This is a genomic window from Peterkaempfera podocarpi (genome assembly GCF_042466665.1).
GTDB lineage: Bacteria > Actinomycetota > Actinomycetes > Streptomycetales > Streptomycetaceae > Peterkaempfera > Peterkaempfera podocarpi.
The window spans coordinates 7,170,952-7,193,403 of record NZ_CP162102.1; the positions used below are offsets into that span (position 1 = coordinate 7,170,952).

The window sequence follows — 22,452 nt, forward strand, 5'->3', positions numbered from 1 at the left end:
GCACCCCCGGGAACCCCGTCGGCCACCGCCACCGCCCAGGAGACCACCGCCCCATGTACGAGCTCAACCGGGTCCGCCTGTACTCGATCGGGCCTGCCGGTGCGCGCTATGCCGACACCCTGCTCGACCTGCGCGGCGTCGGCGAGCCCGTCAGCGACCCCGCACCGCAGCAGCCCGGCCTGTTCGGGGACGACCCGGAGGGCCCGCCCCGCCGCCCCGCGCCCGCGGGTGTGCTCTTCCTGGAGAACGGCGGCGGCAAGTCCGTACTGCTGAAGCTGATCTTCTCGGTGATGCTGCCCGGCCACCGCAACACCCTGGGTGGCGCCAGCTCCGGCGTCCTGCGCAAGTTCCTGCTCGCCGACGACTGCGGCCATGTCGCCCTGGAGTGGCAGCACACCCTCACGGGCGAGCTGGTCGTGGTCGGCAAGGTCAGCGAGTGGCGCGGCCGGCAGGTCTCCTCGGACCCGCGCAAGTTCGCCGAGCTCTGGTACTCCTTCCGCCCCGGCACGGGTATGACCCTGGACTCGCTGCCGGTGGCCGAGCGGATCGTGCTGCCCCCCGTGCCGGGACCGCAGAGCGGTGCGGGGGCCCCCAGGCCCGCCTCCCGCGGCCGCCGGCGCACCATGAAGGGGTTCCGCGACGCACTCGCCGAGGCGGGCAAGGCCGACCCCCATCTCGAGGTCACCTTCGAGGAGATCCACGACCGGTGGAACGAGCACCTCGGTGACCTGGGCCTGGACCCCGAACTCTTCCGCTACCAGCGCGAGATGAACGCCGACGAGGGTGAGGCGGCGGGCCTCTTCGCGGTGAAGAACGACTCCGACTTCACCGACCTGCTGCTGCGCGCCGTCACCGACACCCGCGACACCGACGGTCTGGCCGACCTGGTCCACGGCTTCGCCGCCAAACTGGGCCGCCGCGCCGAGCTCACCGCGGAGCGCGACTTCACCGCGGGCTCCCTCGACCTGCTCCAGCGCATCATCGAGGCCACCGCGGCCCGCGAGACCGTCCGTGAGACGCACCGGGCAGCCGACCGCCGGGCCCGCCGCCTCGCCCGTGCCCTCGCCGCCCGCGCGGGAGTCGAGCGCGACCGCGCCCATGACCTGGCCGTGGAGGTCGCCGGGGCCGCCTCCGCCGTCACCGCGGCCGAGGCCGACCGCACACGCCACGCCCTGATCACGGCTGAGCTGACGCACCGTCATGCCACCCTGGGCCTGGCCGCAGCCACCGCGGGCGCGGCAGCGCTGCGCCGTGAGCTCACCGAGGCCCGCACCCTGCACTCCGCATGGCAGGCCGCCGAAGCCGTCCTGCGCCACCGTGCAGCCGCCGACCGCTCCGCCAGGGTCACCGCCGCCATCCGCGAGGCCGAGCGGGACGCCGCCCCCGCACTGGCCGCCCGGGCCCGCGCCGCAGCCGCCCTGGTCCGCGCGCTGGAGGGAGCCGCCGCCGACGCCGAGGCCCAGGCCGACCGGGAGGACTCCCGCGCCGCCGCCCTCCAGGGAGAGGGCGAGACGGCGCACCGCGACGCCACCGCGGCCGCCACCGCCGCGCAGAAGGCCCGCAGTGAGGCCGAGCATCTGCGCCAGCGCCTCGCCGAGGTCGAGCAGGAGACCCGCGCCGCCGTCGAGGCCGGCTGGATCGAGGAGGCCCACGACGGCGACCCCGGCGACCCCGCCCGGGCCGCCCTGCACGCCGCCGACGCCGAGAAGGCCGCCACCGCCGCCCTCGGCCAGGCCCGCGCCGCAGCGGAGCAGGCAGCCGCCAGGACCCGGGAGTCCGCCGCCGTCGAGAGCCGCGCCGAACTGGCCGCGGCCCGCGCCGCCGACGCCCGCGCCGCAGCCGGGGCCGCCCACGCCGCCGACCACGCCACCGCCGTCCAGCTCGCCGCCGAACCCCGCCTCGCCGAGCTGCTCTCCCTCGACCCGTACCCGGCGGACGGCACCGCCAGCGGGCCCTCCACCCTCACGCCCGAGGTGCTGGACAGCGCCGCCGACGACCTGCACGACCTGCTGGACGACACCGTCGCCACCGCCGAACGCACCCTCTTCGAGCTGCGCACCGCCGCCGCCGACGACTCCCGCATCCTCGCCGCCCTCGGCGACGGCGGACTGCTGCCCCCCGGGCCCGACGTCCTCGCCACCGTGGAGTACCTCGGCGAGCACGGCATCCCCGCCCTCCCCGGCTGGCGCTACCTCGCCCAGTCCGTGGACCCCGCCGACCACGACCGCATCCTGGCCACCCGCCCCGAACTGGTCGACGGCGTCGTGGTCACCGACCCCGGCTCCCTCGACCGGGCCCGCGAGACACTCGGCAGCGCCGCGCTGCTGCCGCGCTCCGCGGTCGCGGTCGGCACCGCCGCAGCCCTGATCGCACCGCTGCCGGCCGACGACCCCCGCGATGTCTTCCTGGTCCCGCCGAACCCCGCCATGCACGACGAGCGCGCCGCCGACGACGAGCGCCGCCAGCTGCGCACCCGCGCCGCCGCCCGCGAGGAGCACATCCGCGAGCTCGCCGCCCGCCTCGGGGGTGACCGCGCCCTGGCCGCCAGGCTTGCCTCCTGGCGCGCCGGCTGCCCGGCCGGCCGCCTCGCCGAGCTCGCCGCGGCGGTGGAGCTGGCCCGTACCGCCGCGGAGACGGCCGCCGCCGAACTGGCCACCGCCCGCGCCGAGCACACCGAGGCGGAGGAGGAGCGGGCCACCGCGGCTGCCGTCCACGAGGAGCGCCGCGACCTCGCCCAGCAGGCCCGCCGCTCCGCGGACGCGCTGGCGGGCCTGGCGTTCCGGCTGCGCGAGCGTGCCACCTGGAACCGCCGGCTGCGTGAACTCGCCGACGACACCGCCGAGTGCGAGCGCCGCCAGCAGACCTGCGCCGACCGTGCCCGCACCGCCGACGAGGACCGGCGCGCGGTCCAGCGCACCGCTGACGACGCCCGCCGTACCGCTCGCGCCCTGCGGGCGGAGCGCGCAGAGATCACCGGCACCGACCGCCTGGACCTCACCGCCGAGGCACCCGACGAGACCGCCGAAGCGCCGCGCCCCTCCCTCCCCGCACTGCGGGAGGCCTATCGCGCCGCCTCGCAGCTCTATGAGAAGGTCGGCGTGGGCGCCGACCTGCGCGCCGAGCAGGCCCGGGCCGAGAGCGCCGAGACGGCCGCCCAGGCGGAGCTGGACCGGCTGACCAACAAGGTCCGCACCCGGGCCGAGGAGCTGCTGGACGGCCCCGAGGGCGCCGACGCCCCGTCCCGCCAGGCGGCCGCCGCCCGCGCCGAGGACCTCGTCCAGACCATCGAGGCCCGCTCCGCCGTCGCCAGCGAGCAGCTCGGCCGACTGCGCGGCGAGGCCGAGCGTTCCGCCCCCGCGGCCGGCGACGCCCACACCGAGCTGCCGGAGGATCTGGTCCCCGCCGATCCCGACCACGCCCAGACCCTGCTGCGCACCGCCACCGCCGAACTCGCCGACCGCACCGAGCGGTTGGAGACCGCCGTCACCGCCCACCGCGAGCTGGTGCGCGCCCATGACAGCGGGCGCCAGGCCGCCGCCGACTTCGAGGAGACCGCGGCTCAGCTGCGCGACGGCCTGCGCGACACCGCGGGGGACGAACCCGAGCAGCCGGCCGAACCGCACTCCGGCACCCTCGCCGAGGCCCGCGCCGCCGCCGCCGACACCCGCCGCGCCCTGCGTGCCGCCGCCGCGGACCTCTCCGCCGCCGAGACCGCTGTCCGCGACGCCGGCGACATCCTGGTCCGGCACGCCAACGCCGCCCGCTACGAGGCCGTACGCACCCCCGCCCGCCAGCAGATCCGGGAGCTGCCCGCCGCCGCCCTGCCCGACCACGCCGCGGCCTGGGCCACCGCCTTCGCCCCCCGGCTGCGGGTGCTCACCGACGAACTCCAGCAGCTGGAGCGCAACCGCGGCTCCATCGTCGACCGGCTCCGCGGGCTGGTCGAGACCTCCCTCACCACACTGCGCGCCGCCCAGCGGCTCTCCCGACTGCCCGACGGCCTGGGCGAGTGGTCCGGTCAGGAGTTCCGCATCCGCTTCGACGACCCCGACCACTCCACCCTGGTCGAGCGGCTGGGCGAGGTCATCGACGAGGCCACCCGCGCCGCCGTCCGCAAGAACAGCGACCTCCGGCGCGACGGCATGACCCTGCTGCTGCGCGGTGTCCATGCGGCGCTCGGCCCCAAGGGTGTCTCGGTGGAGATCCTCAAGCCCGACGCGGTGCTGCGCGCCGAGCGCGTCCCCGTCAGTCAGATGAACGACGTCTTCTCCGGCGGGCAGCTGCTCACCGCCGCCATCGCCCTCTACTGCACCATGGCCGCGCTGCGCGCCAACGACCGCGGCCAGGCCCGGCTGCGCCACGCCGGAACCCTCTTCCTGGACAACCCCATCGGCCGCGCCAACGCCACCTATCTGCTGGAGCTCCAGCGGGCGGTCGCCGATGCGCTGGGTGTCCAACTGCTCTACACCACCGGCCTGTTCGACACCACGGCGCTCGCGGAGTTCCCGCTGATCATCCGGCTGCGCAATGACGCCGACCTCAGGGCCGGACTGAAGTACATCTCCGTGGAGGAGCATCTGCGTCCGGGGCTGCCCACTCCGCCCGCCCCGGACGGCCCCACCGTCCACGGCGAGATCACCGCCACCCGGATGTTCCGCCGCCCGGCGGAATCCCCGGTGCGCCCCGGCTGACCGCACGCAGGACCCCCGGGGTTTGGGGGCCCTGGCCCCTCCGCCGGGCCGGGCCTCCCCGGCCTGCCGCCCACGGTACGGCTGCATCCGCCCATCCGCCCCGGACGAACACCGCGCACCCGCACACCTCTCCACCAGCCCTCCCGGTCACGACACCGCGCCGCCGCCACCCCACCCCCGCTCGCGCCGCTTCGGGCGCATACAGCCCCGCCGACGCCCGACCGCAGGCCGCATGACACCATGTCGGCACTTTTCGTGGGGGCAGACGATGGCGGACAGGCAGACGGACAGGCAGACGGACAGGCAGACGGACAGGCATGACGGCGCGTTGGTGGGCCGGGTGGAGGTGCTCCGCCGCCACCCGGTGAAGTCGATGCTCGGCGAGGCCGTCGACATGGCGCATGTGGGCGGTCGCGGGCTCGGCGGCGACCGGGTCATGGCCGTCCTCGACACAGCCACCGGCAAGGTCGCCAGTGCCAAGCACCCCCGCCTGTGGCGTGCCCTGCTCACCGTGGCCGCCCGCACCGGGCCCGACGGCATCACCCTGCGGCTGCCCGACGGGACGGAGCAGGCGGTCGGCGCCGCGGCAGCCGACCGGGCGCTCTGCACACTGCTGGGCCGCGAGGTCGCCCTGATCAGCGACCCGCCCGAGGACGCGGAACTCGACCGGGCCACCCCCGAGGAGGTCGTCGACCGCGGTGTGGACGCGGAGGTCACCTATCGGACGGGGAAGCTCGCCGCGGCCTCCCCGCCCGGGACCTTCTTCGACTTCGCACCCCTCCACCTGATCACCACGGCGACCCTGGACCGGATCGCCGCCCTCAGCCCCTCGGGCCGGGCCGACGCCGTCCGCTACCGGCCCAACCTGGTGGTCCGCACCCCCGCGGTCCGCACCGGCGGCACCGGCCTCCCCGGGAGCGGCTTCACCGAGAACGGCTGGAGCGGCCGCCGGCTCGCCATCGGCCCCTCGGTCCGCCTGGAGGTGCAGGTCACCACACCGCGCTGCGCCGTGCCCACGCTGGCCCACGGCGAGCTGCCGGGCGACACCGCCGCCCTGCAGGTCCTGGCCCGGCACAACCGGGTCCCCGTGCTGACCCTGGGCGAACTCCCCTGCGCCGGGGTGTACGCCCAGGTGCTCAGCGGCGGCGTGGTGCGGACCGGTGACCCGGTGCGGCTGCTGGACGGCTGATCAGGCCTCGACCTCGGTACGGTCGCCGCCCCACAGCGTGTGGAAGGACCCGTCCCGGTCGGTCCGCCGGTAGGTGTGGGCGCCGAAGAAGTCCCGCTGCCCCTGGATCAGCCCGGCCGGCAGCCGCTCCGCACGCAGCCCGTCGTAGTACGCCAGTGCCGCAGAGAAGCCCGGTGCCGGCACGCCCAGCTGGGCCGCTGTGGAGACCACCCGCCGCCAGGAGTCCTGGGCCGCGCCCAGCGCCTCGGCGAAGTAGTCGTCGGTGAGCAGCAGCGGCAGCTCGGCGGAGCCCGCGTAGGCGGCCCGGATGCGGTCCAGGAAGCGGGCCCGGATGATGCAGCCGCCCCGCCAGATGGTCGCCATCGCGCCCCGGTCCACGTTCCAGCCGTACTCGGCGCTGCCGAGCTGGATCTGGTGGAACCCCTGCGCATAGGCGACGATCTTGGACGCATACAGCGCCTGCTCCACGTCGTCGGCGAACCGGTCGTGGGCCGCGCTGTCCAGCCAGGTCTCCTGCGGCCCCGGCAGTCCGCGCCCGCTGGCCCGCAGGTCCGCGTGCCCGGACAGCGACCGGGCGAAGACGGCCTCCGCGATGCCGCTGACCGGGACGCCCAGGTCGAGGGCGATCTGGACCGTCCAACGGCCGGTCCCCTTCTGCTCCGCCTGGTCCTGCACCACGTCCACGAAGGGCCTGCCGGTCGCCGCGTCGACGTGGGCCAGCACCTCGGCGGTGATCTCCACCAGATACGATTCCAGCCGCCCGCCGTTCCAGGTCCGGAACACCTCGGCGATCTCGCCGGGCTTCAGCCCGCCGACATGCCGCAGCAGGTCGTACGCCTCGCCGATCAGCTGCATGTCCGAGTACTCGATGCCGTTGTGCACCATCTTCACGAAGTGCCCGGCCCCGTCCGGTCCCACATGGGTGCAGCAGGGCACCCCGTCGACCTTGGCGGCGATGTCCTCCAGCAGGGGGCCCAGCGCCGCATACGACTCCACGGAGCCGCCCGGCATGATGGACGGCCCGTGCAGTGCCCCCTCCTCGCCGCCGGAGACACCGGTGCCCACGAAGTGGATGCCCCGCTCCCGCAGGGAGGCCTCCCGCCGCCGGGTGTCGGCGAAGTGCGCGTTGCCGCCGTCGACGATCATGTCGCCCGGCTCCAGCAGGGCGGCGAACTCCGCGATCACCTCGTCCGTGGGCTGCCCCGCCTTGACCATGATCATCACCCGCCGGGGCCGCTCCAGGGAGGCCACGAAGTCCTCCGCCGTCTCCGCGGGCAGGAAGACCCCCTCGTCGCCGAACTGCGCCACCAGGTCCCGGGTCCGGCCGGGCGTGCGGTTGTGGATCGCCACCGTGTGCCCGTGGCGGGCGAAGTTGCGCGCCAGATTGCGGCCCATGACCGCGAGTCCGGTGACCCCGATGTGTGCCTGCTGCGCCATGGCTGAAGCTCCCGCCTTGTGTCGTCGAGCGCCTGTCCTCGCGTCTCACCAGCCTGCCCCTCCTGGACGGCCGGTGCACGCGGACCCGGTACCCCCCTACGCGGCGCAGCCCTGCGACGGTTCACCGCGCTGGGGATCCGGGCCCGTCAGGCGGGGCGGACGGCCTCAGTCCGCATCGATCGGCTGGGGGCAGATCAGAGCGAAGATCCCGCCCTGTGGATCCTGGACGACCGCCACCCGTCCCGCGACCATGTCGAACGGCGGCTTGAGGACGTTGCCGCCCGCTCTGATCAGTGCGTCCACCGTGGAGTCGGTGTCGTCGACGGAGAAGTACGTCAGCCAGTGCGACGGGGCGTCGGGCGGGACCCCGGTCTCGGTGGGCTGCAGCCCGCCGACGGCTCGCCCCTCCACCGTCAGCGAGTGGTACCGGCGGCCGTCGGGGAGGTCCATCGGCTCGCTCTCCAGGCCCAGCGCCGCACGGTAGAAGGCGGCCGCGGCGGCCACGTCGCCGGTGTCGAGCTCGTTCCACACCAGCGCGCCGGGCTCGTTGACCAGCTGGGCGCCGCCGAACTCCAGCGCCTGCCAGACGCCGAACATCGCCCCGGTGGGGTCGGCGGCCAGCAGCATCCGCCCGGCCGGCGCGACCTCGGTGACCGGCATCAGCACGGTGCCCCCGTTGGCGGTGACGGCCTGCGCGGTGGCGTCGGCGTCGTCGGAGGCCAGATAGGTGTGCCAGCCCGGCGGCGGGGGCTGCTCGCCCGGCGCGGTCATGACGCCGCTGATCCCCGCGACCGGCCGGTCCCGCACGGTGCAGATGGCATAGCCGCCCACCTCGGGCGGGCCGACCTGGCCGGACCAGCCGAGCAGGTCGCGGTAGAAGTTCAGGGCCGCCTGCTGGTCGCTGACGGTGAGGTCCACCCAGCACGGGGTACCGGGCGCATAGGGCTCATTGACTTCGACCATGGGACGGTGCCTCCGGGGCGCGCTCGGCTTCCCCCCTCGCTGCCCAGCCTGCTCGTGCCCTGGTCGTCCCGCCACCTGGGGCGGGGGAGCGGTGGATCAGGCGGGATGCGGATGGCGGCGGTGCCGGCTGGGGCGCCCCGCACCGGCGGCGCCGGCCCAGGCGGTGGTCGACCCACTGCCCCAGTCGCGCTGGGCGGCGACCTGCCGGGCGATCCAGATCTCCAGCGCCGTCCAGACGGAGAGCAGCACCGCCACCGCGGTGACCAGCAGCACCGGCACCAGGATCCAGCCCCCGGCCAGCGAGGCCAGCACGGTGACCATCAGACAGACGAGAGTGAAGGCGAAGGACACCACGGCCCGTACGGCGGCGGACCTGACCTCGTCCGGCAGTCTGCGGCGCGTGGCGGTGCTCCGGCTGTGGGTGACCCCCATGGCGATGCCCCCTCCAGATGCGGCACGACGGCGTGGCTGACGCCCGGTCCGCTTCTGCACCTTGCCCGATGAGGGGGCGTTCATGCCCGGACTCGCCCCGCAATCACCCGATCCGGTCACCGGCCGGGCCGAGTGCGCCGTGCACCCGCTTCATCACCTGGGGTGACAGGGAACCTGTCAGCACCGCCGTCACAGGGGCAGCGGAAGCCGCATGGCCGGTCCACCCGGGCCGGCCATGCGGCTCCCGCGGGCGGTCAGCTCTCGCCGCGGCCGGCCAGGAAGGCCTCCACCCGGGTCCGCACCTCCGGTGTGTCCAGACCCCGCACCGTCATGGTGGTGCGGCGGCGCAGCACATCGTCCACGGTGTACGCCCACTCGTGGTCGGCGGCGAAGGCGACCTGCCCCCAGACGTCCGGGCCGTCGGGGTGGATCGGCTCGCCGAGCCGCGGGTCGGCGGCGATCAGCCGGGCGATGTCGAAGGCGAAGGTGCCGTAGTGGGACGCCAGGTGCTTGGCGACCAGCGGCTCCATCCTCGCACCGGGCTCCCGGTCGACCAGCAGCCGGTGTGCCACCGCGTTGGGCGCGCCGACGCCGGGCAGCGGCACGGTCTTGGGGAAGTCGGCCATGTCCTCCGAGAGTCCCGCGCCGGGCACGTTCCGGAGCTTGTCCAGTACGGTGCGGCCGATGTGGCGGTAGGTCGTCCACTTGCCGCCGGCCACCGACAGCATGCCGCCGCGGCCCTCGGTGACCACGGTCTCGCGCTTGGCGGCGGCGGTCTCGCCGGGGCCGCCGGGCAGCACCCGCAGCCCGGCGAAGGCATAGGTGATCAGGTCGCGGTCCAGGTGCTCGTCGCGGATCGCATGCCCGGCCTCGCCCAGGATCTGGTCGATGTCCGCATCGGTGGCGCGCACCTCGGCGGGGTCGCCGGTGTACTCCTCGTCGGTGGTCCCCAGCAGAACGTGGTCCTCCCAGGGAATGGCGAAGGAGACCCGGTACTTGTCGATCGGGATGGTGAGCGCCGCACGCCACGGCGAGCGCCGCTTCAGCACCACATGCGCGCCCTTGGAGAGCCGGATCGAGGGGGCCGCGCCCGCGTCCTCCATCCGCCGCAGGTGGTCCACCCACGGTCCGGTGGCATTGAGGACCAGCCGGGCGTTCACCCCGAACTCGACGCCGTCCGTACGGTCCTTCAGCTCGGCGCCGCTGACGCGGCTGCCGGTGAAGCGCAGTCCGGTCACCTCGGCGTGGTTGAGCACCACCGCTCCGGAGTCCACGGCGGCGCGCACCGTCATCACGGCGACCCGGGAGTCGTTCATCTGGTGGTCGCCGTAGACGGCCACCGACCGCAGGCCCGCGGTGCGCAGCGCCGGTACCTGCTGGGCGGCGTGCGCGGCGGTGGAGACCCGGCCCATGCCGTCGCGGAAGGCGGAGAGCGCCGAGTAGAGGAACACCCCCGCGCCGAGCTTGGGCGCGCTGTGCGGGCCGCCCTTGTAGACGGGGACGAAGAAGGTGAGCGGGTTGACCAGGTGGGGGGCCACATCGGTGGCCAGCGCCCGGCGCTCCTTGTGGTTCTCGGCGACCAGCTTGACGGCGCCGGTCTGCAGATACCGCAGACCGCCGTGGACCAGCTTGGAGGAGGCACTGGAGGTGGCACCGGCGAAGTCGCCCGCATCCACCATCGCGACCTTCAGCCCGGACTGGGCGGCGGTCCAGGCCACTGCGGTGCCCAGGATGCCGCCGCCGATGACGAGCAGGTCGTAGGTGGTGCTGCTGAGGAGTTCGCGGGACTGGGCTCGGGTCGCGGTGCGGCCCGCGCCCAGGGTCGGGATGGTGGCCATGGTGGTGTACGGCGTCCGGGTTTCGCGGGCCCGGTGCGCCGTGCCTCCTCTCGGGTTGCGTGCGGTGCCTCCCGGTCGAGGGATGGGGGCGGCGCCGCGGTTCGGGCGGCCGCGCCCCGGCGTGCGTCGGTCTGCCGGGGCGCGGCCTGGACCGGGGAGCGCGGACGGCGCTCCCCGGCCAGGGGGTCAGCTCTGGGCGGGGGCGTCGTCCTCGTCGACCCAGCCCATGGTCCGCTCGACAGCCTTCAGCCAGTTCCTGTACTCCCGGTCGCGGGTCTCCTGGTCCATCCGCGGGGTCCATTCGGCGGCGCGGTGCCAGTTGGCCCGCAGGGTCTCCACGTCCGGCCAGAAGCCGACGGCCAGGCCGGCCGCGTAGGCGGCGCCCAGCGCGGTGGTCTCGGCGACGTAGGGGCGCTCCACGGGTGCGTCCAGGACGTCGGCGATGTTCTGCATCAGCAGGTTGTTGGAGGTCATACCGCCGTCGACCTTGAGGGCGGTGAGCTCCACACCGGAGTCCTTCTGCATGGCGTCGACCACCTCGCGGGTCTGCCAGGCGGTGGCCTCCAGCACAGCGCGGGCGAGGTGGCCCTTGGTGACATAGCGGGTGAGGCCGGCGATCACGCCGCGGGCGTCGGAGCGCCAGTAGGGGGCGAAGAGTCCGGAGAAGGCGGGGACGATGTAGGCGCCGCCGTTGTCCTCCACGGTGGAGGCCAGGGTCTCGATCTCGGCGGCGGTGGAGATGATCCCCAGCTGGTCGCGGAGCCACTGCACCAGGGAGCCGGTGACCGCGATGGAGCCCTCCAGCGCGTAGACCGGGCGCTCCTTGCCGATCCGGTAGCCGACCGTGGTCAGCAGGCCGTGGTAGGAGTTGACGACCCGTTCGCCGGTGTTGAGCAGCAGGAAGGTGCCGGTGCCGTAGGTGGACTTGGCCTCGCCCTCGCTGAAGCAGGTCTGGCCGAAGAGCGCAGCCTGCTGGTCGCCGAGGGCGGAGGCCACGGGCACGCCGGCCAGTTCGCCGACCGCGTGGCCGTAGACCTCGGCGGAGGAGCGGATCTCCGGGAGCACCGTGAGCGGTACGCCCATCGACTCGGCGATCTTCTCGTCCCACTCCAGGGTGTGCAGGTTCATCAGCATGGTACGGGAGGCGTTGGTGACGTCGGTGACGTGCACGCCGCCGTCGGGGCCGCCGGTGAGGTTCCAGATGACCCAGGTGTCCATGGTGCCGAAGAGGATGTCGCCGGCCTCGGCGCGCTCGCGCAGGCCCTGGACGTTGTCCAGCAGCCAGCGGATCTTGGGGCCGGCGAAGTAGCTGGCGAGCGGCAGGCCGGTCTCGCGGCGGAAGCGGTCCTGGCCCACGTTGCGGCCCAGTTCGCGGCAGAGCGCCTCGGTGCGGGTGTCCTGCCACACCAGGGCGTTGTGGACCGGCTCTCCGGTGTGGCGGTCCCACAGCAGGGTGGTCTCACGCTGGTTGGTGATGCCGATGGCGCGGATGTCCGCCTTGGTGAGGCCGGCCTTGTCCAGCGCCCCGTGGATCACCGACTGCACGCGGGTCCAGATCTCGGCGCCGTCGTGCTCGACCCAGCCGGGCTGCGGGAAGATCTGGCTGTGCTCCTGCTGGTCGACGGAGACGATCCGGCCGTCGGCTCCGAAGATGATGCAGCGGCTGGAGGTGGTGCCCTGGTCGATGGCTGCGATGTAGTTGCCGGTCGTGGTCATGAGGGCCTCATTCGGTGGTGGAGGGGCCAAGGCTGAGGTGGGCTGACGGGTTGTCGGTCCCCGTCTGCGGGCGGGAGGCAAACCCGGTGGCTAGTGCCGCCCCCGCCAACCTTTGCCCCGCCGCGACGCCTGGCACGCACGCTCGCTGCGTTGGTCGAAAGCCCAGGTACCACCCAGTACAAGGGCTTCCGGCCGCCTTGCGATCGCACGCACCGGACGCCGCGGTGTGGGGGCACCTCCCGGCCGCCAGGCTGGGGGAAGGCAAGCGTTGGCGGGGGCGGCACTAGAACGCGGCGTGGTAGAGCAGTCCGCCGAGCAGTCCGCCGACGACCGGGCCGACGACCGGGATCCAGGCGTAACCCCAGTCGGAGCTGCCCTTCTTGGGAATCGGCAGCAGGGAGTGGACGATACGCGGGCCGAGGTCGCGCACCGGGTTGATGGCGTAGCCGGTGGGGCCGCCGAGGGAGAGGCCGATGCCGACCACGGTGAGGGCGACGATCAGCACTCCGGTGCCGGACAGTCCGAGGCCCTTGGTGAGGCCCTGGGAGAGGATGGCGAGGACCAGGACCATGGTGCCGATGATCTCGGTGATCAGGTTCTGGACGGGATTGCGGATCTCGGGGCCGGTGGAGAAGATGCCGATGGTCGGCTCGTCATTGGCCTGGAACTGCCCCAGGTAGGTCAGCCAGACCAGCACCGCGCCGATCACTGCGCCGAGGAGCTGGGAGCCGAGGTAGAGCGGCACCTTGCTCCAGTCGCCGCTGTCGACCGCTATCGCGAGGGTGACGGCCGGGTTGAGGTGGGCGCCCGAGAGCGTCGACACCATGTAGGCGCCGACCATGACGGCGAAGCCCCAGCCGAAGGTGATCGCCAGCCAGCCGGCGTTCAGGGCCTTGGATCTCTTGAGGGTGACTGCGGCGCAGACGCCGCCGCCCATCAGGACCAGTACGGCTGTGCCGAGGGTCTCGCCGATGAAGATGTCGCCATTGGAGAACGTGGACACTACGACTCCCTTGTCCATGCCCAGCAGGTCGTGCCCGTTGCCTTCCGCGGTCGCCGTGCGGGAGGCGGTGGGACGGTACGTCTGTGGTGCGGGGGTGGTGTGGTGCCGGGGCGGGGGTACCGCGGCACTTCGGGGCGGCCCGTCCCTGGGGCGCCCCCTGTGTCCGGCGCGCGGGGACGGCCGGTGCGGGCGGCGGGCGCCTTGTGTGCAGGGGGACAAGGGGGTGCTCGGGGAAGCTCCCGTCCGCCGTTCGACATTGTCGACCGCCATGCGGCAGTTTTCCCCTTGGCTCCTGGCCGAGTCAAGAGCGGGTGACCCGGGTGTGACCGAGGGGACTCCGGGGCGCCCGCCGAGAGGCCGGGCGGCGGGGGCGGGCGGCGGCTCTCCAGGGTGGCCGCAGTCGCGAGGTCACCGGGCAAACTATGACAAATCGCCCATGAAGTCGGGACGTTCAGGGCATAGTGCAGGGCTGCTCAGAAGCGGGCGGCGCCCAGGTCCCGTGAGATGGACCGCCCTGCGTCGCGCACCGAGGCGACCAGCTCCGGCCGGACGAAGCCGGCCTCGCAGATCCGCTCCACGGCCCCGCTGATGCAGACCGCGCCCACCGGATTGCGCCGCCGGTCCTGGATCAGCGCTGCCGCCGAGGCGACCCCCTCCCAGGTCTCCTCCACCGCGCCCGCCCAGCCGCGCTCCCGGGTCAGTGCGCACTCGGCGTCCAGACCTGCCGGGTCGGTCAGGGTGCGCGAGGTGTACGCCTTGAGGTCGGCGCCGTGCAGCTCGCCGCGGGCCACCGGGTCGTATGCCAGCAGCACCTTGCCCAGCGCCGTGGAGTGCAGCGGCTGCATGGAGCCGACCTCCAGCACCTGACGGCTGTCGTCCGGGCGGAAGACATGATGGACGATCAGCACGCCCTGCTGGTGCAGCACCCCGAGGTAGACCTGCTCCCCGGTGGCGCGGGCCAGGTCGTCCGCCCACACCAGGGCGCGGGCGCGCAGTTCGTGCACGTCGAGATAGCTCTGCCCGAGCCGCAGCAGCTCCGCGCCCAGCTGGTACTTGCCGCTCTCCGGGTCCTGCTCGACGAACCCCTCCTGCTGGAGGGTGCGCAGAATGCCGTGCGCGGTGCCCTTGGCCAGGTCCAGTGCGGCGGCGACCTCGGACAGCCCGAGCCGGCGCTCACCGCCGGCCAGCAGTCGCATGATGGCCGCTGCGCGCGAGAGCGACTGGATCGGGCCGGGCATCGAACACCTCCGCTGGGATAGCGGTCGACAATGTCAAACGGAATGGGGTTATGTCGACCGCATCATTCTCACCAAGAGTCTGCCAGGAGAGAGCCGTTCACTCCATCTCCGTGACAGCAGTGATCAGCGGGTGGTCCGGACAGAAACAGATCAACCGGACAGAGTGTGGCTCACACCGCACACCCGTCCCGCCGCCCGGGTGCCAGCAGCGCGGCCAGAGCGGAGATCTCCGCAGGTCCGACCCGGCAGCATCCGCCCACCAGCCGTGCACCCGCACCGGTCCACTCCGACACCTGCCGCGGATCGAAGGCCGACCGGCCCCGCCAGGCGCGCGCCCCGGCGTCCCAGGCCTCCCCGCTGTTGGGGTACACCACCACCGGCTTCCCGGTGACACGCGCCGCCAGCGCCACCGCCGGACCCGCATCCGAGGGCGTGCAGCAGTTCACCCCCACCGCCATCACCTCGTCGGCCTCGGCAGCCAGGGCGAACGCCTCCGCCAGCGGCTGCCCCGCGCGGGTACGGCCGCCCGCCACGCTGTACGACAGCCAGACCGGCACCCCCAGCCCCCGCACGGCCCGCAGCAGCGCCCGTGCCTCGTCCGCGTCCGGCACCGTCTCCAGGGCCAGCACATCCGGTGCCGCCGCAGCCAGCGCCTCCAGCCGCGGCCGGTGGAACCGCTCCAGCTCCGCGACACCCAGCCCGTACCGGCCCCGGTACTCCGAGCCGTCCGCCAGCATCGCCCCGTAAGGGCCCACCGACGCCGCCACCCACAGCGTCCGCTGCGCCCCCGCCGACCGGGCCCGGTCCGCGGCCAGCCGGGCCAGCTCCACGCTGCGCCGCAGCAGAGCGGCGGCCCCGGTGCGGCCGATGCCGCGCCGGGCGAACCCCTGGAAGGTGGCCTGATAGCTCGCGGTGATCACCACATCGGCACCGGCGGCGAAGTACGCCGTGTGCGCCTCGGTGACCGCCTCCGGCCGGTCGGCCAGCAGCCGCGCCGACCACAGGGCGTCCGACAGGTCGTGGCCGGCGGCCTCCAACTGGTTGGAGAGGCCGCCGTCCAGCACCAGCGGACCGGCTGCGAGGGCGTCGCCGAGCAGCGGAACGGTGGGGGTTGCCATGACCCCCACCGTAGTCCGCGGATCAGCCCGAGTAACCGGAGAAGATCTTGGAGAACTCGTACGGCGACTGGGCGATGTTGGTGCACATGTACAGCGCCCCGTTGCAGGCGTTGCGGTCCCGGGTCGACTCCCAGAAGGCCAGCAGGCCCAGGTGCTCGGACTGGGCGAAGGCGACCAGCTGCCGTGCGTCCGCCTGGTCGAAGACATGGCCGTCGTCGTTCTGCCCCAGCATCGGGGTGACCCCGACCATGGCCCACAGCTGGGCGTCGGTGCGGCCGGGATAGAGCGACTTCAGCTGGTTGAAGGTGGACTGCGCGGCCTGCACCGCGGCGTCGCCGTAGTCGGTGCTGCGGTAGTAGTCCATGGCCATCACATTGACCACGTCCAGGGTGACGCCCGCATCCCGGGCCGACTGCACCACGGCGAGCCCGTCGGAGGTCAGGCCCTCCGGCAGCACCGGCAGGGTCAGCGAGATCCGCAGCCCGGGATGGGCCTGCTGCAGGCGCGCCAGGGCCTGGGAGCGCCGGGCCACCGAGGCGGGGTCCGCGGTGGCCGCGCCCTCGATGTCGAAGTCCACATAGGTCAGGTTGTAGGCCCGCACCACCGCGTCGTACTCGGTGAAGAGCGAGTCCACGGTGGAGCAGGCCTGGGCGAGCTCCTGGCCCGTCGCCCCGCCGAAGGACACCTTGACGTCGCCGCCGGCCGCCCGGATGGCATCGATCTGGTCCTTGCCCCACGCCTGGCGCGGGTCATAGGCGTTGAACCACATCGCCTTGCAGGCCGAGGCCGTGATGAAGGCCATGGTGAAGCTTTTCACCCCGCCGCCGGCCGACAGGTCGGTGAGGCTGGGCGTGGGCCATGCGCCCATGTCCACATAGGGCGCGGTGCGCACCGTCCCGGGCGGCGGGGGAGTGCCACCGCCACCGCTGGTGGTGGTGCCGCTGACCGCCGTGCTGTACGCGGAGACATTCCCGGCGGCGTCCCGGGCGCGCACCCGGAAGCTGTAGGAGGTGGCGCCGGCCAGCCCGCTCGCGGTGTACGAGGTCCCGCTCACCGACACCGGCGAGCCACCGTCGCGGGACACCTCGTAGCCCGCCACCGAGCCGGAGTTGTCGGTGGCGGCCGTCCAGCTCACGGTGAGGCTGCTGCCGGTGGCACCGCCCACGGTGACCCCGCCCGGAACCGAGGGGGGTGTGGTGTCGGCCGTACCGGACCCGCCGTCGCAGGAGGCCCCGTTGAGCTTGCAGCCGGTCGGCGTGCCCGAACCCGAGGACACCCAGCCGAAGACGGCCGAGGCGCCGGGGGCCAGGGTGCCGTTGTAGTCGCGGTTCTTGAAGGTGTAGTGGCTGCCGCTGCTGGTCAGCAGGGCGTCCCAGTAGGTGCCGACCGTGGTGCCGGACGGCAGGTCGAACTCCACGGTCCAGGAGGTCAGGGTGGCGCTCCCGGTGTTGGTGACCGTGTACTGGGCCTGGTACCCGGTGCCCCAGTCCGAGGTCTTGGCGAACACCGCCCCGGGGGTGGCGGCGGAGGCGGAGGGGGCGATCAGGAAGAGGAGCGCCCCGGCCAGAGCCAGGAGCAGGGCGAGGGGTCTGCGCATGCGCATCTCCAGTGAGGGGGAGAGGCCGCGCCTGCCCGGAGCGCGGTGAGGGCGTGGCGCGCCGGTTTTCCGGAAGAGGTCTATACCAGCTGCACCTGACATGCACATAACCGCAAGATCCGTTGCACCGTCAAGAGGTCTGCACCAATGCCGGGACTAGTGCCGCCGGGGGCAGCACTAGGCTGCGGGCCATGGCCACCGACCAGGTCTCCCACTGCACCCGCTGCGGCGCCCCCTACCCGCCCGGCACCACCGCCTGGCCCCGCCGCTGCCCCCGCTGCGGCGCCCTCGCGTACCGCAACCCGCTCCCCGTCGCGGTCGCGCTGCTCCCCGTCCGCAGCCCGGACCACCCGCTCGCCCTCACCGTCATCCGCCGCACCATCGAGCCCCGCCGCGGCCACCTCGCCCTCCCCGGCGGCTTCATCGACCACGGCGAGACCTGGCAGCAGGCCGTCACCCGCGAACTCGCCGAGGAGACCGGCATCCACGCCGACCCCGACCGGGTCCACCTCGCCGACGCCATGACCGACACCGAGGGCGGCTATCTGCTGCTCTTCGGCCTGCTGCCCCCCGTCGACCTCGCCGACCTCCCCACCGCCACCGCCACCGACGAGACCGACGGCTGGCAGCTCCTCACCGCCTTCGCCGAACTCGCCTTCCCCCTCCACACCCAGGCCGCCCGCACCTGGTTCACCGGCGGCTACCGCCACCCCTCCGGCACCTGAACCCGAACCCCGCCCGGGCCCGGCCCCCACCCCGCCGACAGCAGGTCCAACCGCGCCCCGGAGGCCCGCCCGCAACTCCCTTCCGGCCCCCGCCGGGCCCCCTCTGGCGCACCCGACGATCACATGGCAAGGTCTGGCCTGTCAGAACGCCCGGGCGGGCCGCAGCCACAAGCAAGCACCCCCGCCCCACCCTCCGGCCGGGAGACACCACAGTGAGCACAACGCCGCAGGACGACACGGCGACCACCCCCCTCTGGCGCCCCGAGCCCGCGCGCGCCGCCGCCACCTCGATCGCCGCCTTCCAGCAGTGGGCCGCCCGCCACCACGGCGCCCCGGCGGAGCCCCTCGCACCCCTCGCCGACGACCCCGACGGCAGCCTGGCCGCAGCCCGCTACGCCGCTCTGCACAGCTGGTCGGTGGCCGACCTCGACCGCTTCTGGACCGCGGTCACCCAGTGGTTCGACGTCCGCTTCAGCACCCCGCCCGAGACCGTGCTCGCCGATCCCGCCATGCCCGGCGCCCGCTGGTTCCCCGGCGCCAGGCTCAACTACGCCGAGCACGCCCTGCGCCACGCCGACACCGCGCCCGACGCCCCCGCGATCCTCCACCTGGACGAGACCACCCCCGACCCCCAGCCCCTCACCTGGGCCGAACTCCGCCGCCAGGTCGGCTCACTCGCCGCGGAACTGCGCCGCCTCGGAGTCCAGCCGGGGGACCGCGTCAGCGCCTACCTCCCCAACATCCCCCAGGCCGTCGTCGCCCTCCTCGCCTCCGCAGCCGTCGGGGCCGTCTGGACCTCCTGCGCCCCCGACTTCGGCGCCCGCAGCGTCCTCGACCGATTCCAGCAGATCGAACCCGCCGTGCTCTTCGCCGTCGACGGCTACCACTACGGCGGCAAGGACCACGACCGCACCGACGTCGTCGCCGAACTGCGCCGTGAACTCCCGGGCCTGCGCGCCGTCGTCCACGTCCCCGTCCTCGGCACACCGGCCCCCGACGGAGCCCTCAACTGGGACGACCTCACCGGCCACCCCGTCCAGCGGCCCGAGTTCGAGCAGCTGCCCTTCGACCACCCCCTGTGGGTGCTCTACTCCTCCGGCACCACGGGTCTGCCCAAGGCCATCGTGCAGAGCCAGGGCGGCATCCTCGTCGAGCACCTCAAGCAGGCCGGCCTCCACCTGGACCTCGGCCCGCAGGACCGCTTCCTCTGGTACACCTCCACCGGCTGGATGATGTGGAACTTCCTCGTCGCCGGCCTGCTCACCGGCACCACGGTGGTCACCTACGACGGCAGCCCCGGCCACCCCGGCACCGGCGCCCTGTGGAGCGTCGCCGCCCGCAGCGGCGCCACCGTCCTCGGCACCTCCGCCGCCTATGTCATCGCCTGCCGCAAGGCCGGCCTGCACCCCGGCAGCGAGTACGACCTCTCCGCTGTCCGCTGCATCGGCACCACCGGCTCACCACTGCCCCCCGACGGCTTCCGCTGGATCTACGACGAGGTCAAGCACGACGTCTGGCTGGCCTCCGTCAGCGGCGGCACCGACGTCTGCTCCTGCTTCGTCGGCGGCGTACCCACCCTCCCCGTCCACCTCGGCGAGATCCAGGCGCCCTGCCTCGGTGCCGACGTCCAGGCCTGGGACGCCGCCGGAAAGCCGGTCACCGACCAGGTCGGCGAACTCGTCGTCGCCCAGCCCCTGCCGTCCATGCCCACCGGCTTCTGGAACGACCCCGAAGGCACCCGCTACCGGGAGAGCTACTTCGAGACCTTCCCCGGGGTCTGGCGCCACGGCGACTGGATCACCATCACCTCCCGCGGCACCGTCGTCATCCACGGCCGCTCCGACTCCACCCTCAACCGGCAGGGCGTCCGGATGGGCTCCGCCGACATCTACGAGGTCGTCGAACGGCTCCCCGAGATCCGCGAATCCCTGGTCATCGGCCTGGAGGAACCCGGCGGCGGCTACTGGATGCCGCTCTTCGTGGTCCTCAGCGAGGGCGCCGAACTCGACGACGCCCTGCGCGGCCGCATCCGCACTGCGCTGCGCGAACAGCTCTCCCCACGCCACGTCCCCGACGAGGTGATCGCGGTCCCCGGCATCCCGCACACCCTCACCGGCAAGCGCATCGAGGTCCCCGTCAAACGCCTGCTCGCCGGCACCGCCCTCGACCAGGCCGTCAACCCGGGCTCCGTCGACGACCTCGGCACCCTGCGCTACTTCGAACAGCTCGCCCGCGACCGCGGCGCCGACCGCACCGGGTGACCCACCCGGGCACCGCGGGGGCGGCTCACTCCCCGGACAGCACCGAATGCGCTGCCGCGCGGGCCTCCTCCGCGGTGTCCACCGCCCGCGCCGCCGCAGCCGCACGCTCGCACTGCGCCAGCGTGTGATGCGACAACGCCGTCCGGACGAAGGGAAGCGCCGCCGCGCCCATCGACAGACTGGTCACACCCAGCCCCACCAGCACACACGCCAGCATCGGATCGGCCGCGGCCTCCCCGCACACCCCGCACCCCTGACCCGTGGTCCGTGCCGCCTCCGCCGCGGCCGCCACCAGGTCCAGCAGCGCCGGCTGCCACGGATCCTGGAACCTGGCCACCGACCCCAGCTGGCGGTCGGCGGCAAAGGCGTACTGGGCCAGGTCATTGGTGCCCAGCGAGATGAACTCCACCTCCTGGAGGATGGAGCGCGCCCGCAGCGCCGCCGCCGGGATCTCCACCATCGCCCCCGCCCTGGCCCGCAGCCCGGCAGCCCGGCACGCCTGCGCGAACGCCCGCGCCTCGACCCGGTCCGCCACCATCGGGGCCATCACCTCCAGATGCACCGGCAGGCCCTCCGCCGCCCTCGCCAGCGCCCGCAGCTGCGTCTGCAGCACCCCGGGGTGGTCCAGCAGCGCCCGCAGTCCGCGAACCCCCAGCGCGGGGTTCGGCTCCTGAACCGGAGTGAGGAAGTCCAAGGGCTTGTCCGCCCCCGCATCCAGCACCCGGACCACCACCCGCCCCTCCGGGAAGGCCTCCAGCACCTCCCGGTACGCCGCCAGCTGCCTCTCCTCCGACGGAGCGGTCGCGGAGTCGTCCAGGAAGAGGAACTCCGTACGGAACAGCCCCACCCCCTCAGCCCCCGCCTCCAGCGCCGCCGCCACATCCGCCGGACCGCCCACATTGGCCAGCAGCGGCACCCGGTGCCCGTCGGACGTCGTACCCGGCCCGGAGGAGGCGGCCAGCGCCGCCCGTCGCTCCTCCGCCAGCCGGCGCAGCTCCTGCTGCCGCTCCTCCGACGGCGCCACCAGCACCTCGCCGGTACTGCCGTCGACCGCGACGACCACATCCTCCCCAAGGGCGGTCGCTCCCGGCAGCGCCACCACCGCGGGCACCCCCATGGCCCGCGCCAGGATCGCGCTGTGGCTGGTCGGCCCGCCCTCCTCGGTGACGAACCCCAGCACCAGCGACGGATCGAGCAGTGCGGTGTCAGCCGGCGCCAGGTCCCGGGCCAGCAGCACATACGGCTCGTCGCTGTCCGGCACTCCGGGCATGGGCACCCCCAGCAGCCGGGCCACGATCCTGGTGCGCACATCGTCGAGGTCGGCCACCCGGCCGGCCAGATAGTCGCCGGCCGCCGCCAGCAGCGCCTGGTAGGCGGCGATCGCGTCGTACACCGCCCGTGCCGCGCTGCTGCCCACCGTGATCCGGCGCTGGACGTCGGCCATCAGCTCCGGGTCCAGCGCCATCAGTGCCTGGGCCTCCAGTACCGCCTGCGCCTGGCCGCCCGCCAGATTCCCCCGCGCCTGCAGGTCGGCCGCCACCGCCTCCACGGCCTGCCTGGCCCGCGCCTGCTCACGCGGGGCCTGCTCGGCGGGGATCTGGGCAGCCGGCGGCACCAGAACCGCTGTGCTCATGTGCCGCACCGGACCGATCGCCACACCGTGGCTGACGCCCACGCCCTGCAGCGTCTTCTCCATCTCGGTCACCTGTCTCCGCTCGGGCCTCGACCGTCCCCCCGCGGCCGCACTCTCTCAGTTCCAGGTGAACAGATCGCCGCCGCTGGCGACGAATCCGCCCTCGGCCACCGAGTCCAGCTGCTCCACGGTCGCCTCGAGTGCCACCACCGGGCAGACCGGCGACTTGCCCGCGGCCTCCACAGCGACGGGGTCCCAGCGGATCACCGGCTGACCGCGCTTGACCGTGTCGCCCTTGTTCACCAGCACCTCGAAGCCCTCACCGTTCAGCTGAACCGTGTCGATCCCGAGGTGGGTGAGGATGCCGTGCCCCTCGTCGTCCATGATCACAAAGGCATGCGGGTGCATCGAGACCACCAGCCCGTCCACCGGCGCCACCACCGCACCCGCCTCACGGATCGGGTCGATCGCCGTGCCCGGCCCCACCATGGAGCCGGCGAAGACAGGGTCGGGCACAGCCGAGAGCCCGACGGCACGCCCGGCGAGCGGCGAGGTCACGGTGGTCATGGTGGAGCCTCCCAAGGTGCGGAGTACAGCAAGCGGCCGCCCAG

Annotated in this window: 15 protein-coding genes; 4 read left to right on the forward strand and 11 right to left on the reverse strand. The window is 73.8% G+C overall.

Annotated elements, in window-relative coordinates; genetic code table 11:
- Nucleotides 1-53 precede the first annotated feature (53 nt).
- Nucleotides 54-4,691, forward strand: a complete 4,638-nt coding sequence (locus AB0761_RS31535) for a hypothetical protein (RefSeq protein ID WP_377272581.1) — start codon at nt 54-56, stop codon at nt 4,689-4,691.
- 340 nt (nt 4,692-5,031) lie between these two features.
- On the forward strand, nt 5,032-5,880 hold the full coding sequence (locus AB0761_RS31540) for an MOSC domain-containing protein (RefSeq protein WP_377272582.1): 849 nt from the start codon (nt 5,032-5,034) through the stop codon (nt 5,878-5,880).
- On the opposite strand, the gene gndA is transcribed toward AB0761_RS31540, so the two are convergent.
- From gndA to AB0761_RS31585, 9 genes are all read right to left on the reverse strand, one after another.
- A complete protein-coding gene (gene gndA / locus AB0761_RS31545) occupies nt 5,881-7,317 on the reverse strand; it encodes an NADP-dependent phosphogluconate dehydrogenase (RefSeq protein ID WP_377272583.1) in 1,437 nt (478 codons plus the stop codon). It lies immediately after the preceding gene.
- A 165-nt stretch (nt 7,318-7,482) separates the two neighbouring features.
- The gene (locus AB0761_RS31550) at nt 7,483-8,280 is read right to left on the reverse strand and encodes a VOC family protein (protein ID WP_377272584.1); all 798 of its coding nucleotides are present in this window, start codon (nt 8,278-8,280) and stop codon (nt 7,483-7,485) included.
- A gap of 96 nt (nt 8,281-8,376) precedes the next feature.
- Nucleotides 8,377-8,712, reverse strand: a complete 336-nt coding sequence (locus AB0761_RS31555) for a hypothetical protein (RefSeq protein WP_377272585.1) — start codon at nt 8,710-8,712, stop codon at nt 8,377-8,379.
- A gap of 254 nt (nt 8,713-8,966) precedes the next feature.
- The gene (locus AB0761_RS31560) at nt 8,967-10,550 is read right to left on the reverse strand and encodes an FAD-dependent oxidoreductase (protein ID WP_377272586.1); all 1,584 of its coding nucleotides are present in this window, start codon (nt 10,548-10,550) and stop codon (nt 8,967-8,969) included.
- A 186-nt stretch (nt 10,551-10,736) separates the two neighbouring features.
- Nucleotides 10,737-12,266: a glycerol kinase GlpK gene (gene glpK / locus AB0761_RS31565; RefSeq protein ID WP_377272587.1), complete on the reverse strand. Its 1,530-nt coding sequence runs from the start codon at nt 12,264-12,266 to the stop codon at nt 10,737-10,739.
- A gap of 283 nt (nt 12,267-12,549) precedes the next feature.
- A complete protein-coding gene (locus tag AB0761_RS31570; protein WP_377272588.1) occupies nt 12,550-13,269 on the reverse strand; it encodes an MIP/aquaporin family protein in 720 nt (239 codons plus the stop codon).
- A 473-nt stretch (nt 13,270-13,742) separates the two neighbouring features.
- Nucleotides 13,743-14,507 (reverse strand): IclR family transcriptional regulator, encoded by a 765-nt coding sequence (locus AB0761_RS31575; RefSeq protein WP_377272589.1) that lies wholly within the window; start codon nt 14,505-14,507, stop codon nt 13,743-13,745.
- A 170-nt stretch (nt 14,508-14,677) separates the two neighbouring features.
- Entirely contained in the window at nt 14,678-15,625 is a 948-nt protein-coding gene (gene mmuM / locus AB0761_RS31580; RefSeq protein WP_377272590.1) for a homocysteine S-methyltransferase, read from the reverse strand.
- Between the two features lie 22 nt (nt 15,626-15,647).
- Complete coding sequence (locus tag AB0761_RS31585) at nt 15,648-17,222, reverse strand: cellulose binding domain-containing protein (RefSeq protein ID WP_377272591.1); 1,575 nt, start codon at nt 17,220-17,222, stop codon at nt 15,648-15,650.
- Between the two features lie 191 nt (nt 17,223-17,413).
- Between AB0761_RS31585 and AB0761_RS31590 the strand changes: the two genes are divergently transcribed.
- Both AB0761_RS31590 and AB0761_RS31595 read left to right on the forward strand, forming a co-directional pair.
- Nucleotides 17,414-17,947 carry an NUDIX domain-containing protein gene (locus AB0761_RS31590; protein ID WP_377272592.1) on the forward strand — a complete coding sequence of 178 codons (534 nt, stop codon included), beginning with the start codon at nt 17,414-17,416 and terminating at the stop codon, nt 17,945-17,947.
- 212 nt (nt 17,948-18,159) lie between these two features.
- Nucleotides 18,160-20,208, forward strand: coding sequence for an acetoacetate--CoA ligase (locus AB0761_RS31595; protein ID WP_377272593.1), 2,049 nt, complete (start codon nt 18,160-18,162; stop codon nt 20,206-20,208).
- A 25-nt stretch (nt 20,209-20,233) separates the two neighbouring features.
- On the opposite strand, the gene ptsP is transcribed toward AB0761_RS31595, so the two are convergent.
- Together ptsP and AB0761_RS31605 are read right to left on the reverse strand one after the other, a co-directional pair.
- Nucleotides 20,234-21,904 carry a phosphoenolpyruvate--protein phosphotransferase gene (gene ptsP, locus AB0761_RS31600; RefSeq protein ID WP_377272594.1) on the reverse strand — a complete coding sequence of 557 codons (1,671 nt, stop codon included), beginning with the start codon at nt 21,902-21,904 and terminating at the stop codon, nt 20,234-20,236.
- A gap of 54 nt (nt 21,905-21,958) precedes the next feature.
- The gene (locus AB0761_RS31605; RefSeq protein WP_377272595.1) at nt 21,959-22,408 is read right to left on the reverse strand and encodes a PTS glucose transporter subunit IIA; all 450 of its coding nucleotides are present in this window, start codon (nt 22,406-22,408) and stop codon (nt 21,959-21,961) included.
- Nucleotides 22,409-22,452 lie beyond the last annotated feature (44 nt).

Coding starts and splice junctions, on each gene's coding strand:
- AB0761_RS31575 (WP_377272589.1), bottom strand. CDS start 14,507: ATGCCCGGCCCGATCCAGTCGCTCTCGCGCGCAGCGGCCATCATGCGA.
- AB0761_RS31560 (WP_377272586.1), bottom strand. CDS start 10,550: ATGGCCACCATCCCGACCCTGGGCGCGGGCCGCACCGCGACCCGAGCC.
- ptsP (WP_377272594.1), bottom strand. CDS start 21,904: ATGGAGAAGACGCTGCAGGGCGTGGGCGTCAGCCACGGTGTGGCGATC.
- gndA (WP_377272583.1), bottom strand. CDS start 7,317: ATGGCGCAGCAGGCACACATCGGGGTCACCGGACTCGCGGTCATGGGC.
- AB0761_RS31590 (WP_377272592.1), top strand. CDS start 17,414: ATGGCCACCGACCAGGTCTCCCACTGCACCCGCTGCGGCGCCCCCTAC.
- AB0761_RS31550 (WP_377272584.1), bottom strand. CDS start 8,280: ATGGTCGAAGTCAATGAGCCCTATGCGCCCGGTACCCCGTGCTGGGTG.
- AB0761_RS31555 (WP_377272585.1), bottom strand. CDS start 8,712: ATGGGGGTCACCCACAGCCGGAGCACCGCCACGCGCCGCAGACTGCCG.
- mmuM (WP_377272590.1), bottom strand. CDS start 15,625: ATGGCAACCCCCACCGTTCCGCTGCTCGGCGACGCCCTCGCAGCCGGT.
- AB0761_RS31585 (WP_377272591.1), bottom strand. CDS start 17,222: ATGCGCAGACCCCTCGCCCTGCTCCTGGCTCTGGCCGGGGCGCTCCTC.
- AB0761_RS31605 (WP_377272595.1), bottom strand. CDS start 22,408: ATGACCACCGTGACCTCGCCGCTCGCCGGGCGTGCCGTCGGGCTCTCG.
- glpK (WP_377272587.1), bottom strand. CDS start 12,266: ATGACCACGACCGGCAACTACATCGCAGCCATCGACCAGGGCACCACC.
- AB0761_RS31535 (WP_377272581.1), top strand. CDS start 54: ATGTACGAGCTCAACCGGGTCCGCCTGTACTCGATCGGGCCTGCCGGT.